General features: G+C 63.7%; 10 protein-coding genes and 1 pseudogene. 7 read left to right on the top strand and 4 right to left on the bottom strand.

Features of this window, described 5'->3' with window-relative positions:
- Nucleotides 1-42: 42 nt before the first annotated feature.
- Both K5Q02_RS18185 and K5Q02_RS18180 read right to left on the bottom strand, forming a co-directional pair.
- Nucleotides 43-876, bottom strand: coding sequence for an aldo/keto reductase (locus K5Q02_RS18185; RefSeq protein ID WP_225832829.1), 834 nt, complete (start codon nucleotides 874-876; stop codon nucleotides 43-45).
- Nucleotides 877-903: 27 nt separating this feature from the next.
- A pseudogene (locus K5Q02_RS18180) lies at nucleotides 904-2,625 on the bottom strand (FAD-dependent oxidoreductase).
- 161 nt (nucleotides 2,626-2,786) lie between these two features.
- Here K5Q02_RS18180 and K5Q02_RS18175 point away from each other — a divergent pair.
- Complete coding sequence (locus tag K5Q02_RS18175) at nucleotides 2,787-4,553, top strand: ABC transporter transmembrane domain-containing protein (RefSeq protein ID WP_225832827.1); 1,767 nt, start codon at nucleotides 2,787-2,789, stop codon at nucleotides 4,551-4,553.
- A gap of 243 nt (nucleotides 4,554-4,796) precedes the next feature.
- On the opposite strand, the gene folE is transcribed toward K5Q02_RS18175, so the two are convergent.
- Nucleotides 4,797-5,360, bottom strand: a complete 564-nt coding sequence (gene folE, locus K5Q02_RS18170) for a GTP cyclohydrolase I FolE (protein WP_225832825.1) — start codon at nucleotides 5,358-5,360, stop codon at nucleotides 4,797-4,799.
- Nucleotides 5,361-5,547: 187 nt separating this feature from the next.
- Nucleotides 5,548-6,549 (bottom strand): type I glyceraldehyde-3-phosphate dehydrogenase, encoded by a 1,002-nt coding sequence (gap, locus tag K5Q02_RS18165; RefSeq protein ID WP_225832823.1) that lies wholly within the window; start codon nucleotides 6,547-6,549, stop codon nucleotides 5,548-5,550.
- Nucleotides 6,550-6,680: 131 nt separating this feature from the next.
- On the opposite strand from gap, the gene edd reads away from it, so the two are divergent.
- The 6 genes from edd (at nucleotide 6,681) to K5Q02_RS18135 (ending at nucleotide 14,564) form a co-directional block, all read left to right on the top strand.
- A complete protein-coding gene (gene edd, locus K5Q02_RS18160) occupies nucleotides 6,681-8,510 on the top strand; it encodes a phosphogluconate dehydratase (protein WP_225832821.1) in 1,830 nt (609 codons plus the stop codon).
- Nucleotides 8,507-9,472, top strand: coding sequence for a glucokinase (locus K5Q02_RS18155; protein ID WP_225832819.1), 966 nt, complete (start codon nucleotides 8,507-8,509; stop codon nucleotides 9,470-9,472). Before edd ends, K5Q02_RS18155 begins: the two co-directional genes overlap by 4 nt.
- Before the next feature lie 53 nt (nucleotides 9,473-9,525).
- Nucleotides 9,526-10,260 (top strand): response regulator, encoded by a 735-nt coding sequence (locus K5Q02_RS18150; RefSeq protein ID WP_225832818.1) that lies wholly within the window; start codon nucleotides 9,526-9,528, stop codon nucleotides 10,258-10,260.
- Nucleotides 10,250-11,707, top strand: coding sequence for an ATP-binding protein (locus K5Q02_RS18145; RefSeq protein ID WP_225832816.1), 1,458 nt, complete (start codon nucleotides 10,250-10,252; stop codon nucleotides 11,705-11,707). Before K5Q02_RS18150 ends, K5Q02_RS18145 begins: the two co-directional genes overlap by 11 nt.
- Nucleotides 11,708-11,949: 242 nt before the next feature.
- On the top strand, nucleotides 11,950-13,182 hold the full coding sequence (locus tag K5Q02_RS18140) for a D-mannose isomerase (protein WP_225832814.1): 1,233 nt from the start codon (nucleotides 11,950-11,952) through the stop codon (nucleotides 13,180-13,182).
- 113 nt (nucleotides 13,183-13,295) lie between these two features.
- On the top strand, nucleotides 13,296-14,564 hold the full coding sequence (locus K5Q02_RS18135; protein ID WP_225832812.1) for an ABC transporter substrate-binding protein: 1,269 nt from the start codon (nucleotides 13,296-13,298) through the stop codon (nucleotides 14,562-14,564).
- The last annotated feature ends 223 nt before the right edge of the window (nucleotides 14,565-14,787 follow it).

Here is a 14,787-nt window from a genome sequence, read left to right as displayed (position 1 = left end):
CTTCCCACGCGGAGCGTTAGGTTCAGAGCGTGATCTCTGCTGTTACCAGGCCGGTGCGAAGTCCGGGCTGACCAGGCGACGGTCTTTGGGCAGGCTGGCGATCAGCGCGCGGTCTTCGTCGTCGAGGCGGATATCCAGAGCGGCCAGGTTGGCCCGCTGGTTTTCTACGCCGCTGGCCTTGGGGATCGCCGCCACGTTGTCCTGGGCGAGCAGCCATTGCAGCACCACCTGGCTGGGGAACACGCCGTGCTTGGCGGCAATCTGGCGGATTTCCGGCAATTGCGCGGCTTCGCCACGTGCCAGCGGGCAGTAGGCGGTGAACGCCAGGTTGTGTTCGCGGGCGTAGTCGAGCATCGGTTGCTGATCGAGCAGTACGTGGTATTCCACCTGAATGGCGGCGATTGGGGCCTTGAACTCCTCGATGCTCTGACGCAGCAGAGGCAGCGGGAAATTGGCGACGCCGATGTTCAGCGTCTTGCCTTCGTCACGCAGCGCCGCGAGGGTGTCCAGAGCGCGGTGCAGGTCATCACCTTTGAGGCTACCGGCGTTGCCTGGCCAGTGGATCAGGAACAGGTCGACGTACTCGGTGCGCAGCGCCTGCAGGCTATCGGCGAGCGAGGCGCGGATGGCATCGGGCTGCAGCTTGTCCCACCAGACCTTGGTAGTCAGGTGGATCTTCTCGCGGTCGACCTCTGTCTCTGCCAGCGCCTTGCCGACTGCCGCTTCGTTCTCGTAGGCCGTGGCGGTGTCGATATGTCGGTAGCCGATCTGCAGGGCTTGATGCACCGCGCGGGTACATTCGTCGTCGCGCATGGGCCAGGTGCCCAGCCCCAGTTTCGGCATGTTCAGTTGATAACGATTGCGGATGGCCTGCATGTGAATACTCCTGATGACAACGAGTGACTATTCGTAGGCGCTGATGCCAGCGGCATGGCGCGCGGCGACGTAGCCGAAGGTGAGGGCGGGCCCCAGGTTGATGCCGCCCGAGGGGTAGTGGCCGCCGAACACACTGGCCATGTCCGCGCCAGCGGCGTACAGGCCGCTGATCGGCAGGCCTTCGGCGTCGAGTACGCGGGCCGATGCGTCGGTCTTCAGGCCGGCGAACGTGCCGAAGCAGCCAGGTTGTACTTTGACTGCATAGAAAGGCCCCTGTTCGATTGGCGCGACGCAGGGGTTTGGCCCCGGATGCAGCGGGTCACCCTGCTTGCGATTGAACGCGGTGCTGCCGCGGCAGAACTCGGGATCGTCACCAGCGCGTGCGTGCTGATTGAAGGTCGCCACTGTGGTCGCCAGGGCAACCGGATCGATGCCGCATTGCAGCGCCAGCCGCTCCACTGTGGCAGCGCGCTGCAGGTAGCCACTGCGCAGTGCCGACCACAGCGGCACGGGAGCCGGGCGGGCGAAGCCCAGGCCATAGCGGCGTTGGAAGCGATGGTCGCAGATCAGCCAGGAACAGACTTCCTGCCCATCCGGCACCTGCTCGACCATGGCCGAAACATAGTCGTAGTAGCCGTGAGCCTCGTTGACGAAACGTTTGCCGTTGGCCAATACGCCGATGATGCCCGGCTTGCCACGCTCGATGATGTGCGGGAAGTGGCCGACGCTACCGTCGCCGCGCGGCACCTTGGAAACCGGTGCCCAGGCGACGGGCGACTTCAGCCGGCTGTCGACCTGGGCGCCCAGTGCCTCGCCGAGGCGTAGCCCATCGCCCGAGCAGGATGCGGGCGGTAGCGCCAGGTTGTCCTGGCCGCTGGCGTCGCGGGGAAACAGCTGTTGGCGACGCAGTGGGTCGTTGGGAAAGCCACCAGCGGCGAGAACCACCGCGCGGGCACTGATGAAGTGTTCGCCATCCTTGCGCAGGATCGTGGCGCCACTGACTCGGCCCTCCTGCTGATGCAGGCGAACCACGGGCGCCGAATCGATCAACTGCACGCCAAGGTCGGCGGCCGAGCGCGCCAGTCGTGCGACCAGTGCGACGCCGTTGACCAGATGCATGGCGCGGCCGTAGCGGGCCAGGTGGTAGAGATGAGCGCTGAAGCGCCGAATCACGTGCCACAGCGATTTTGGCGAGCGGGTCATGCTGAGAAAAGCCGCTAGATCGGCACCCGCCATAATCGGCATGCCCATGAACGAGGTTTCCGGCATGGTCTTGCGCAGGCGCGGCAGCAGGTCGAGCACCTGGCGCGCATCATAGGGGGCAGCAATCACCTGATGGCCGCCCGTGGCGGCACCCGGCGTATCACCGTGCATATCGGGAATCGCGTTGCCATCGGCGAACTGCAGGGCCGTATGCCGTTCGAAGAACGCCACCATATGCGGGCAGGCTTCCAGAAAGGCCTCGACGCGCTGGCCATCGAAATGTTCGCCAAGTTCATGGCGCAGGTAGGTGAGCGGCTGCTCGATGTCTTCTTCAATACCGGCCCGACGCGCCAGCGGATTGCGCGGTACCCAGGCCCAGCCACCGGATCAGGCGGTGGCGCCACCGAATACCGCGTCCTTTTCCACCAGCACGACCTTCTGGCCGTGCCAGGCGGCGGTCACTGCGGCAGCCAGCCCGGCGGCGCCGGAGCCGACCACCAACAGGTCGCATTCTTGAGGGAACGGGGCGGGGGTTGCGGCGGGCATTTTTAGGCTCCTGGCGGCTTATGATTATTTTTGGAATCGAGTTCCATATATTAATTTCAACAGCAGGCTGCCGCCAAGATCAGCCCCTGCGCTTGATGTTTGCAGCTCGCGGCCCCATCTGATGGGCTAGAGCCCTTCTGCCATCAGCCTTCGAGCCCGCCATGAACCTGTTTTTGTCTTCTCGCCACCGTGAGGCCTTGCGCATGTCGTGGGCGTTTATCGCCCCCTATCGTGGGCGCGTGGCCGGCGCGCTGCTGGCATTGCTGTTTACCGCAGCCATTACCTTGTCCATGGGGCAGGGCATCAAACTGCTGGTGGATCAGGGACTGGCCACGCAATCGCCGGAAGCGCTGCGCCACTCGATCCTGCTGTTCTTTGTGCTGGTTCTGGCCTTGGCGGTCGGCACCTACACGCGCTTCTACCTGGTGTCCTGGCTTGGCGAGCGGGTAGTGGCGGATATCCGCAAACGGGTATTCGATCACCTGATCGGCTTGCATCCGGGGTTCTATGCGCATAACCGCAGCTCGGAGATCCAATCGCGGCTGACCGCCGACACTACGCTGCTGCAATCGGTGATCGGTTCGTCGCTGTCGATGGCGTTGCGCAACCTGATCCTGATGGTTGGCGGCATGATCCTGCTGGTGATCACCAATCCCAAGTTGAGCGCCATCGTGCTCGCTGCATTGCCGTTGGTGGTGGCGCCGATCCTGCTGTTCGGCCGTCGCGTACGGGAATTGTCGCGTCTCAGCCAGGACCGCATCGCCGACGTTGGCAGCTACGTCAGCGAAGTGCTCGGGCAGATCAAGACGGTGCAGGCCTACAACCATCAAGCCGAAGATCGCCGCCGTTTCAGCCTTTCCGCCGAGGCCGCGTTCGACACGGCGCGAAAACGCGTGGCTCAGCGTGCCTGGCTGATCACCGTGGTGATCGTGCTGGTGCTCGGCGCCGTCGGGGTGATGCTCTGGGTCGGTGGCATGGACGTGATCGCCGGGCGCATCAGCGGTGGCGAGCTGGCCGCGTTCGTGTTCTACAGTCTGATCGTCGGCTCCTCGTTCGGCACCCTCAGCGAAGTGATCGGCGAGTTGCAGCGTGCGGCCGGTGCCGCTGAGCGCATCAGCGAATTGCTGCGCGCGCGCAACGAGATCCATGCGCCGCTCGAAGGTGCCCTGATTCCGGTGCAGCCCGTGCAGGGGCGCATCGAGGTACAGGATTTGTCCTTCGCCTACCCGACCCGTCCGGAAAGCCTCGCCCTGCAGGGCATCGATCTGACTGTCGTGCCCGGCGAAACCCTGGCCATCGTCGGGCCTTCCGGGGCGGGCAAGTCGACGCTGTTCGATCTGCTGCTGCGCTTCTACGACCCACAGCAGGGGCGAATCCTGATCGAAGGCCTGCCGATCGATCGGCTCGATCCCCATGTGTTGCGCGAGAACTTCGCACTGGTCTCCCAGCACCCGGCGCTGTTCTTCGGCAGCGTGGAGGACAACATCCGCTACGGGCATCTGGATGCCAGCAGCGCAGAAGTCGAAGCTGCCGCGCGGGCGGCCCATGCCCATGAGTTCATCGAGCGATTGCCGCAGGGTTATCAGACCCACCTGGGCGATGCCGGGCTGGGTTTGTCAGGTGGGCAGCGTCAGCGCCTGGCGATTGCCCGTGCGTTACTGGTGGATGCGCCGATCCTGCTGCTGGACGAAGCCACCAGCGCCCTCGATGCCGAGAGCGAACACCTGATCCAGCAGGCGCTACCCGAGCTGATGCGTGGCCGTACTACTTTGGTGATCGCCCACCGCCTGGCCACGGTGAAGAGTGCGGATCGCATCGCCGTGTTTGATCAGGGGCAGTTGGTTGCCTTGGGCAAGCATGCCGAACTGGTCGCCAGCAACCCGCTGTACGCGCGGCTGGCCGAGTTGCAGTTCGTGGAGAAAACCTGAGGCAGGTATCTGGGATGGCACGAACCGGCTTACCTGCGATTAGTGGTCAGGTCGCAATAGCGCGTAATGACCGCCATCGTTTCGCGCCGAGGGCGACGCTCCTACGGGAAGGGGCGTTCACCCCATTGGTAGGAGCCGCGACCCCGCGGCGAATGGTAACGGCGCAACCGATATTGCGGTGATGCCACCATCGTTTCACGCCGAGGGCGATGCTTCTACGAGTAAGCGCTGAAGTGCTCGGTCTCAGCTATTGACCAAGCTGAGAAACTCGCTGCGGGTCGCGGCGTTTTCGCGGAACTCGCCGAGCATCACCGAGGTGACCATGGAGGAGTTCTGCTTCTCCACGCCGCGCATCATCATGCACATGTGCTTCGCCTCGATAACCACCGCCACACCCAGGGCGCCAGTGACCTGCTGGACTGCCTCGGCGATCTGCCGGCTCAGGCTTTCCTGGATCTGCAGGCGGCGGGCATACATGTCGACGATGCGCGCCACCTTGGAGAGGCCCAGCACTTTGCCATTGGGGATGTAGGCGACATGGGCCTTGCCGATGAAGGGCAGCAAGTGATGCTCGCACAGCGAATACAGCTCGATATTCTTCACCACCACCATCTCGCTGGCGTCGGAGCTGAACAGCGCACCGTTGGTGACTTCTTCCAGGGTCTTCTCATAGCCGTTGCAGAGGTATTGCATGGCCTTGGCGGCGCGCTTGGGCGTGTCGAGCAGGCCTTCGCGGGAGACGTCTTCGCCGAGTTGGCCGAGGATCGCGGTGTAATGCTGTTCGAGAGTGTTACGGCTAGAGTCCATGCGGCTTCCAGTGATGTTCGGATGACAATGTACCTGCTGCCTGCCGACGCGGCTGGCGACGCCGACCAGAGCGATCTGGCGTCAGTGGCCGGCATTGAGGTTCAAGCGGGCGGCAATTGTAATCCGCTCACGGCGATTTACCGAGCGTAATCCGCTTCGATGCCTCGCCGCACTGGTGAGTGCTGCCTTATTTGGCCCCGTGGGCAGCCAGGCAGGTGTCGAGCATGCGGTTGGAGAAGCCCCACTCGTTGTCGTACCAGGCCAGTACCTTGACCAGCCGGCCGTTCACCTTGGTGTGATTGGCGTCGAAGATCGACGACAGCGGGTTGTGGTTGAAGTCGCAGGACACCAGCGGCAGTTCGTTGTAGCCCAGTACCGGCGACTGCTGGCTGGCCGCGCGCAGCAGGGCATTGATTTCCTCGGCACTGGTGTCGCGCTGCACTTGCACCGTCAGGTCGACCAGCGAGACATTGATCACCGGTACCCGCACCGCCATGCCGGTCAGGCGACCCGCCAGCTCCGGCAGCACCAGGCCGACGGCTTCCGCCGCACCAGTCTTGGTGGGAATCATCGACTGCGTGGCCGAACGCGCGCGGAACGGGTCGCTGTGGTAGACGTCGGACAGGTTCTGGTCGTTGGTGTAGGCGTGGATGGTGGTCATCAGCCCGCTCTCGATGCCCAGCTCGCGCTGCAGCACTTGGGCGACCGGTGCCAGGCAGTTAGTGGTGCAGGAGGCGTTGGAGATGATCTGGTGACTGGCGCGTAGGCTGTCGTGGTTGACTCCGAAGACCACCGTGGCGTCAGCGCCCTTGGCGGGTGCGGAGATGATCACCTTGCGCGCGCCGGCAGTCAGGTGTGCGGCGGCCTTGTCGCGGTCGGTGAACAGGCCGGTGCACTCGAACACCACGTCGACGTCGAGATCCTTCCAGGGCAGATCCGCCGGGTTGCGGATCGCGCTGACGGCAATGCGATCGCCATTGATGATCAGGTTCTGCCCGTCGACCTCGACCGACGCATCGAAAATGCCGTGTACGCTGTCGTACTTGAGAAGGTGCGCATTGATTGCACTGTCACCCAGATCGTTGATCGCGACGACTTGCAGGTTTTCGCGGTAGCTCTGGGTATAGAGTGCACGGAGGACGTTACGGCCGATGCGACCGAAACCATTGATGGCAATTCGCAATGTCATGAGCGCTGATCCTTATATGTTGTTTTAAAAACAAGATTATTCTCATGAAAGTAGAAATCAAGCGTTTTAGCTGTCAGTATTTTGATAAAAATACAATTCGAATTGCTACCTGTTAGCCTGGAGTCGACACCATGCATCCCCGCATTCTCGAGGTAACCGACCGCCTGATCGCCCGCAGCCGCGCGACTCGCGAACGCTACCTGGCGCAAATGGCCGCCGCCGATAGTGAAGGCCCACACCGCGGTGCGCTGCAATGCGCCAACTTCGCCCACGGCGTTGCCGGCTGTGGTTCCAGCGAAGACAAGCAGCGGTTGCGGCTGATGAACGAGGCCAACGTCGGCATCGTTACTGCCTACAACGACATGCTGTCCGCCCACCAGCCCTACGAACACTACCCCGAACTGATCAAGCAGGCGCTGCGCGCCGTGGGCTCGGTCGGCCAGGTGGCGGGCGGCGTGCCGGCGATGTGCGACGGTGTGACCCAAGGCGAACCGGGCATGGAATTGAGCCTGGCGAGCCGCGAGGTGATCGCCATGTCCACCGCCGTGGCGCTGTCGCACAACATGTTCGATGCGGCGATGCTGCTGGGCATTTGCGACAAGATCGTCCCGGGGCTGATGATCGGCGCCCTGCGTTTCGGCCACTTGCCGATGATCTTCGTACCGGGCGGGCCAATGCCCTCGGGTATTCCCAACAAGGAAAAGGCCGAAGTCCGCCAGCTCTACGCCGAAGGCAAGGCGACCCGTGAAGAGCTGCTGGAATCGGAGATGAAGTCCTACCACAGCCCCGGCACCTGTACCTTCTACGGCACCGCCAACACCAACCAGGTGGTGATGGAAATCATGGGCCTGCACCTGCCGGGTTCATCCTTCGTCAATCCGTACACGCCGCTGCGTGACGCGCTGACCGCCGAGGCCGCGCATCAGGTGGTGCGCCTGACCCGCCAGGGCGGCGAGTACACGCCGCTGTGTCGGATCATCGACGAGAAGGCCATCGTCAACTCGGTGGTGGCGCTCAACGCCACGGGCGGCTCGACCAATCACACCCTGCACATTCCAGCCTTCGCCCGCGCCGCGGGGATTCAGTTGACCTGGCAGGACATGGCCGACCTGTCCGCCGTCACGCCGACGCTGGCCAAGGTCTACCCCAACGGCCAGGCGGACGTGAATCACTTCCACGCCTGCGGCGGTGTGCCGTTCATGGTGCGAACGCTGCTAGAGGCTGGCCTGCTGCACGAGGATGTCTACACCGTTGCCGGCCATGGCCTGTCGCGCTACACCCAGGAGCCTTTCCTCGGCGACAACGGCCTGGTCTGGCGCGAGGGCCCGGAGCAGAGCCTGGATCGCAATATTCTGCGTAGCGTGCCGGAAGCCTTTTCACCGGAGGGCGGGCTGCGCGTGCTCAAGGGCAACCTCGGCAACGGCGTGGCCAAGGTCTCGGCGGTGGCACCGGAGCATCAGGTGGTCGAAGCCCCTGCGCGGGTATTCGAGACCCAGGTCGACCTGGCCGAAGCTTTCAAGGCCGGCGAGCTGGAGCGCGATTTCATCGCGGTGGTGCGTTTCCAGGGCCCCAAGGCCAATGGCATGCCCGAGCTGCACAAGCTCACACCGTATCTGGGCATCCTTCAGGATCGCGGCTTCAAGGTGGCGCTGGTCACCGACGGACGTATGTCCGGTGCTTCCGGCAAAGTGCCGGCAGCCATTCACGTCAGCCCGGAAGCCTGGGATGGCGGGCCGCTGGCTCGGGTGCGTGACGGTGACGTGATTCGCGTCGATGGCGTGGAAGGCCGTTTGCAGATTCTGGTCGACGAGATCGAATGGGCGGCCCGCGATTCTGCACCGCGCCCGCAAGGCACTGGTGTTGGTTGCGGTCGCGAGCTGTTCGCCTTCATGCGCGCCGCGTTCAGCCCGGCGGAAGAGGGCGCCAGTGCCTTCACCGCCGAACTGGATTCGCTGCGATGAGTCTGGCGTTGGTTGGCGACATTGGTGGCACCAACGCGCGCTTCGCTCTTTGGCGCGACGAGCGCCTGGAGTCTGTGCGCGTGTCGGCTACCGCCGATCACGCTACCGTCGAGCAGGCCATCCAGGCCTACATGGCGGCCGAAGGCCTGGCGCTCGGCGAGGTGGAAACCATCTGCCTGGCCTGTGCCGGCCCGGTCGAAGTGGATCCCTTTCGCTTCACCAACAACCCGTGGCGCATCGATCGCACGGCGTTCTGCGCCGAACTGCAAGTGAGCAAGCTGCTACTGATCAACGATTTCTCCGCCATGGCCCTGGGCATGACCCGCCTGCGCGACGATGAATACATCACCGTCTGCCCTGGCGTGGCGCAGCCGCAGCGACCGGCTGTGGTGATTGGCGCCGGCACCGGTTTGGGCGTCGGTACGCTGCTGGCCTTGCCGGATGGCAGCTGGCACGCGCTGCCGGGCGAGGGCGGCCACGTCGACTTGCCGGTCGGCAGCGCCCGTGAGGCGCTGATCTGGCAGGCGTTGCATCGCCAGCTCGGTCACGTCAGCGCCGAGGCTGGCGCACTCAGCGGCAATGGGCTGTTGGCGCTGTACCGCGCTGCCTGTGCGGTGGACGACCAGCCCGCTGCGCTGCAGAGTGCGGCTCAGGTAACTCGCGCCGCGCTGGAGGGCGAACCGCTGGCGGTCGACGTGCTGGAGCTGTTCTGCTGCCTGCTCGGTCGCGTCGCTGGCAACAATGTGCTCACTCTGGGGGCTCGCGGCGGTGTGTTCATCGCCGGCGGCATGGTGCCGCGTTTCGCCGACTTCTTCATGGCCAGCGGTTTCTCCCGCAGCTTTCGAGACAAAGGCTGCATGAGCGATTATTTCGATGGCTTGCCGGTCTGGCTGGTGACTGCCGAGTACCCTGGCCTGGTGGGTGCAGGGGTGGCTGCACAGCAACACCTGCTACGGAGTTAGCGGACAAATAGCGTGTCCAAGCATCGCTGATAACAACAATAAGGATTATCGATGTGAGCCCAACCGGAAAATCCATCCTGCTGGTCGACGACGACCAGGATATTCGTGAACTGCTGCAAACCTACCTGGGGCGTGCCGGCCTGCAGGTAAATGCCGTGGCGGATGGCGCCAGCTTCCGTCAGGCGCTGTGCGAGGGCGGCGCGGATCTGGTGATTCTCGACGTCATGCTGCCCGACGAAGACGGCTTCAGCCTGTGCCGCTGGACGCGTGGGCATCAGCGTTTCGCCCAGGTGCCGATCATCATGCTGACTGCCAGTTCCGACGAGACCGATCGGGTGATCGGCCTGGAGCTGGGCGCCGACGATTACCTCGGCAAACCGTTCAGCCCCCGTGAACTGCTGGCGCGTATCAAGGCGCTGCTGCGCCGTGTGCACTTTTCCCAGGAACGTGGAACGGACGTGCTGGCCTTCGACGAATGGCGCCTGGATATGGTCAGTCATCGGCTGTTCCACCTTGACGGCGAAGAGGTGCTGTTGTCTGGCGCCGACTTTGCGCTGCTCAAGTTGTTTCTCGATCACCCGCAGCAGATCCTCGACCGCGACACCATCGGCAACGCCACCCGCGGTCGCGAGATGATGCCGCTGGAGCGCATCGTCGACATGGCCGTGAGCCGTCTGCGCCAGCGCCTGCGGGACACCGACAAACCCCCGCGTCTGATCCGCACCGTGCGTGGCAGTGGTTACCAACTGGCCGCCGCCGTCACCGCCCAGGCCGGCAATGCGCACTGACTGGCGTCGGCTGCTGCCGATTCCACGTTCGTTGCTGGGGCGCATGTTGTTGCTGACCCTGCTCTCGGTGCTGGTCGCCCAGGCATTGTCCAGCGCCATCTGGCTGTCCCAGTTGCGCGCGACGCAGCTCGAAGGGCTGGTGACCACGGCGCGCAGTCTGGCCCACTCGATGTCGGCCAGCGTGCGTTACTTCCGTTCGCTGCCGGTGGCCTACCGGCCGATGGTGCTCGACCAACTGCGCAGCATGGGCGGCACGCGTTTTGTCGTCAGCCTCAATGACCGGCCCTTGTCGATGCATCTCCTGCCGATCACGCCGCGCAAGCAGGCAGTGACCCAGGCGGTGAGCGAGGTGCTGCGCGAGTCGCTGGGCAACAGCGTGGACATTTCAGTGACCTTCGTCAGCCCGGATGATCTGCGCATCTTCAACGGTGGCCTGAAGCTCGACGAATTGCCGCGTTCCTGGGCGCATTACGCCCTGACCCTGGAACCGGTCAATCCCCCGGTGCTGGTCACGCAGATCCAGATGGCGCCCGGCGAGTGGTTGTATATCGCCTCGCTGCTGCCGGAGCCCTATACCAGCCTCGAGGAGCCGGTGCTGCCGACTCAGCAGCTGTGGTTCATCCTGCTCAGCAGCGGTTTCCTGCTCCTGTTCATCGGCATTCTGGTGCATTGGCAGAGTCGACCGCTCAAGCGTCTGGCGCGAGCCGCTCGGCATATGTCCCTGGGCGCCGACGTCGAGCCGGTGCTGGAAGGCGGCGGCCGTGAAGTGGTCGAAGTAGGCCGCGCGTTCAATGCCATGCGCGAGCGCATCAGCCGCTACCTGACCGAGCGAGCTCAACTGTTCAGCGCCATTTCCCATGATCTGCGCACACCGATCACGCGGCTGCGCCTGCGCGTCGAGCTGCTCGACGACGAGACGTTGCAGACCAAGTTCGGCCGTGATCTCGACGAGCTGGAGCTGCTGGTCAAGGGCGCACTGCAGTGCGTCAAGGACACCGACATCCACGAAAACATCGAACCCGTGGATCTCAACCTTCTGCTGCACTGCCTGGTCGAGCCCTGTCTGGCTCCGGCGGGCAACGGTCGGGTGACGCTGCATGGCGAGGCCAATGCGGTTTATCTGGGCAAGCCCCTGGCGCTGCGGCGCTGCATCGGCAACCTGATCGACAACGCCCTCAAGTACGGTCACACGGCTCATCTGCACGTCGAGGATGACGAGGGCGCCTATGTGCTGCATGTCGACGATGAAGGGCCCGGCGTTCCCGAACAGCGCTTGGAGCAGGTGTTCGAGCCGCACTTCCGCCTGGCCGGGCAGCAGCAGGGCTATGGCCTGGGGTTGGGCATCGCTCGCAATATCGCCCACAGCCACGGCGGTGAGGTGAGCCTGCAGAATCTGCGTGAGGGCGGCTTGCGGGTGACACTTCAACTGCCACGTTCGCCGGATTGAATGTCACCAGGCGGTGACAAAGCGACCGGCCTTCGTTACCTGGGTGGTATGCAGCCGCCAGTAGACTCTTGCATGAGCCGCTAAGGATTTGTGGGCCGATGAAGTGCTCCACTGATGCCGACAATTGGCTTTTGTAGCCTGGGTTAGCCGATGGCGTAACCCGGGTTGCAGTTCCCGGGTATCGCTGCGCTCAGCCCGGGCTACGGGCCAGGTGGCCCCCTCGTTTGCATGGAATAACAACAATGAAAACACCTGCATTGCTCTCCGATAGCTGGCTGGTGAAACCGGCTCACCGGGCCTGGCTGAACGCCGAAGGCATGCGCCTGTTGCCGTTCGCCGCCGCGTCTCGTGTCGCGCAGGGCTTCGCCGCTCTCGACTCCACTGGTCGTCTGCCTGCAGGCGCCAGCGCCGAGCTGATTCACACCACCCGCATGACCCACTGTTTCGCCCTGGCGCATATCCAGGGCGTGCCCGGCTATGTCCATCTGGTCGACCACGGCATCGCCGCGCTCCAGGGCGCCTTGCGTGACGAACAGTCTGGCGGCTGGTTTGCCGATGCCAGTCGCAGGGGCGACAAGTCCGCCTACCTGCATGCCTTCGTGGCCTTGGCCGCCAGCTCCGCGCAGGCTGCCGGCAGGCCTGGAGCCGAGGCTCTGCTGGGCGAGGCGATCGACATCCTCGAACGGCATTTCTGGAGCGAGGGGGAGGGGGCGCTGCGTGAAAGCTTCAGCAGCGATTGGTCGCAGGAAGAGGCCTATCGCGGCGCCAACAGCAACATGCACGCCACCGAGGCGTTTCTCGCCCTGGCAGATGTCACCGGGGATGCCCTCTGGCTGCAGCGCGCGCTGCGCATCGTCGAGCGCCTGATCCACGAGCATGCCGCTTCCCGTGGCTATGTGGTGATCGAGCATTTCGACAGGCAGTGGCAGGCCCTGCCCGAATACAACGCCGATAACCGTGCCGACCCGTTCCGGCCCTATGGCAGCACGCCAGGCCACAGTTTCGAGTGGGCGCGTTTGCTGCTGCACCTCGAGGCAGCGTTGACCCGAGCCGGACTCGACGCGCCAGACTGGCTGCTGGAGGATGCCCGCGGGCTGTTCGCCAGTGCGTGCCGCGATGCCTGGAATGCCGATGGCGCGCCTGGGCTGGTCTACAACCTCGACTGGCTGGGGCGGCCGGTGGTGCGGGCGCGGCTGCATTGGGTGCAGGCCGAGGCCATTGCTGCTGCCGCAGCGCTGCTGCGACGCACCGGCGAACCCCTTTACGAGCAGTGGTATCGACGCTTCTGGGAATTTACCTGCAGCCATTTCATCGACCTGCAAAATGGCAGCTGGCATCACGAACTCGACAGCGACAACCAGCCAGCGGCCAGTATCTGGCCTGGTAAGCCTGATCTCTATCACGCTTACCAGGCCGTTTTGCTGCCGCGATTGCCGCTGGCGCCGAGCCTGGCCACGGCATTGCTGGCGATGTAACGAGGTGGTGACATTCGCACGTCCCTTCGTTACCTGGCTGCCAGCAAAGCCTGATTACACTGCATCCAACGCAAGCGCCACGACTTGCTTCTAACAACAAGAAAGGTACTTCGATGAACGCGATCACTCGTCTCGCTACTGCCGTTTCTCTCGCCTCGCTATTGCCACTCACTGCCCTGGCAGCCGACTCCAAAGGTACGGTTGAAGTCGTGCACTGGTGGACGTCCGGCGGTGAGGCTGCGGCCGTGAAGGTTCTGCGTGAGCTGGTCGAGAAAGACGGTTACACCTGGAAGGACAGTGCCGTGGCCGGTGGCGCCGGTTCCGCCGCGATGACCGTGCTGAAGACCCGTGTGGTATCCGGCAACCCGCCCGGTGCCGCGCAGATCAAGGGGCCGGATCTGCAGGAGTGGGGCGCGCTGGATCTGCTCGCACCGCTGGATGACGTCGCCAAGGCCAACAACTGGGATGGCCTGCTGTCGAAAACCGTCTCCAATACCATGAAGTACGACGGCCACTATGTCGCCGTGCCGGTGAACATCCACCGCGTCAACTGGCTGTGGATCAACCCGGAAGTATTCAAGAAGGCCGGGATCGACAAGGCACCGACCACTCTCGAAGAGCTTTACGCCGCTGGCGACAAGCTCAAGGCCGCTGGCTTCGTGCCCCTGGCCCATGGCGGTCAGCCGTGGCAGGACAGCACCGTGTTCGAAGGTCTGGTGCTTGGCATCATGGGCGCCGAGGGCTATCACAAGGCATTCGTCGAGAACGACGAAGCGACCCTCACCAGCCCGCAGATGACCGAAGTGTTCACCGCGCTGAAAAAACTCTCCACCTACATGGACGATAACCGCGCGGGCCGTGACTGGAACCTGGCAACTGCCGAACTCATCGATGGTAAGGCCGGGATGCAGATCATGGGTGACTGGGCCAAGAGCGAGTGGACGGCCGCCGGCAAGGTCGCGGGCAAGGACTACCAGTGCGTGCCGATGCCCGGTACCGCCGGCAGCTACACCTACAACATCGACTCCATGGCCATGTTCAAGCTCAAGAAGGAAGGCGACATCGCCGCCCAGCACGCCTTGGCGCGTATCGCTCTGGAGCCCGAGTTCCAGTACGTGTTCAACGAGAACAAGGGTTCGATTCCGGTACGTTCCGACCTGGACATGAGCCGGTTCGACAGCTGCGCCCAGGCTTCCATGAAGGATTTCCAGGCGGCCGACAAGAGCGGCAAGCTGGAGCCGAGCATGGCCCACAGCATGGCCACCAACCTGGCGGTGCAGGGGGCGATTTTCGATGTGGTCACCAACTTCATGAGTGACAAGAACGCCGACCCGAGCAAGGCCGGCGCGCAGATCAACGCGGCGATCAAATCCGCCCAGTAGGTTGATTTGGGCCGGTTAGCCGGCCCATTTCCTTAGAACCTGTTCATGATCTGCTGCGCGTCGGCCCTGCGGCGTTAAAAACAGGCTCGGAATGCTCATTTACATCAGTAAATTCCGCTTCCTCGCCTGTTTTTGCCTTGCATTGCTCTAGCTCGCTAGATCGTGAACACGTTCTTATCAGCAAAGCCTCCTTCGACCAGGCCTTGGCCCAGTCGCAGGCGGC

The organism is Pseudomonas sp. MM211 (genome assembly GCF_020386635.1).
In the GTDB taxonomy this organism is placed as follows: Bacteria; Pseudomonadota; Gammaproteobacteria; order Pseudomonadales; family Pseudomonadaceae; genus Aquipseudomonas.
The sequence above is the reverse complement of the archived record's forward strand: the minus strand, read 5'-3'. Positions and strand labels throughout refer to the sequence as shown.

What these genes read in the sequence shown, in the direction of transcription:
- K5Q02_RS18185 (WP_225832829.1), bottom strand. Translation starts at nt 876, where the DNA reads ATGCAGGCCATCCGCAATCGTTATCAACTGAACATGCCGAAACTGGGG.
- K5Q02_RS18175 (WP_225832827.1), top strand. Translation starts at nt 2,787, where the DNA reads ATGAACCTGTTTTTGTCTTCTCGCCACCGTGAGGCCTTGCGCATGTCG.
- folE (WP_225832825.1), bottom strand. Translation starts at nt 5,360, where the DNA reads ATGGACTCTAGCCGTAACACTCTCGAACAGCATTACACCGCGATCCTC.
- gap (WP_225832823.1), bottom strand. Translation starts at nt 6,549, where the DNA reads ATGACATTGCGAATTGCCATCAATGGTTTCGGTCGCATCGGCCGTAAC.
- edd (WP_225832821.1), top strand. Translation starts at nt 6,681, where the DNA reads ATGCATCCCCGCATTCTCGAGGTAACCGACCGCCTGATCGCCCGCAGC.
- K5Q02_RS18155 (WP_225832819.1), top strand. Translation starts at nt 8,507, where the DNA reads ATGAGTCTGGCGTTGGTTGGCGACATTGGTGGCACCAACGCGCGCTTC.
- K5Q02_RS18145 (WP_225832816.1), top strand. Translation starts at nt 10,250, where the DNA reads ATGCGCACTGACTGGCGTCGGCTGCTGCCGATTCCACGTTCGTTGCTG.
- K5Q02_RS18140 (WP_225832814.1), top strand. Translation starts at nt 11,950, where the DNA reads ATGAAAACACCTGCATTGCTCTCCGATAGCTGGCTGGTGAAACCGGCT.
- K5Q02_RS18135 (WP_225832812.1), top strand. Translation starts at nt 13,296, where the DNA reads ATGAACGCGATCACTCGTCTCGCTACTGCCGTTTCTCTCGCCTCGCTA.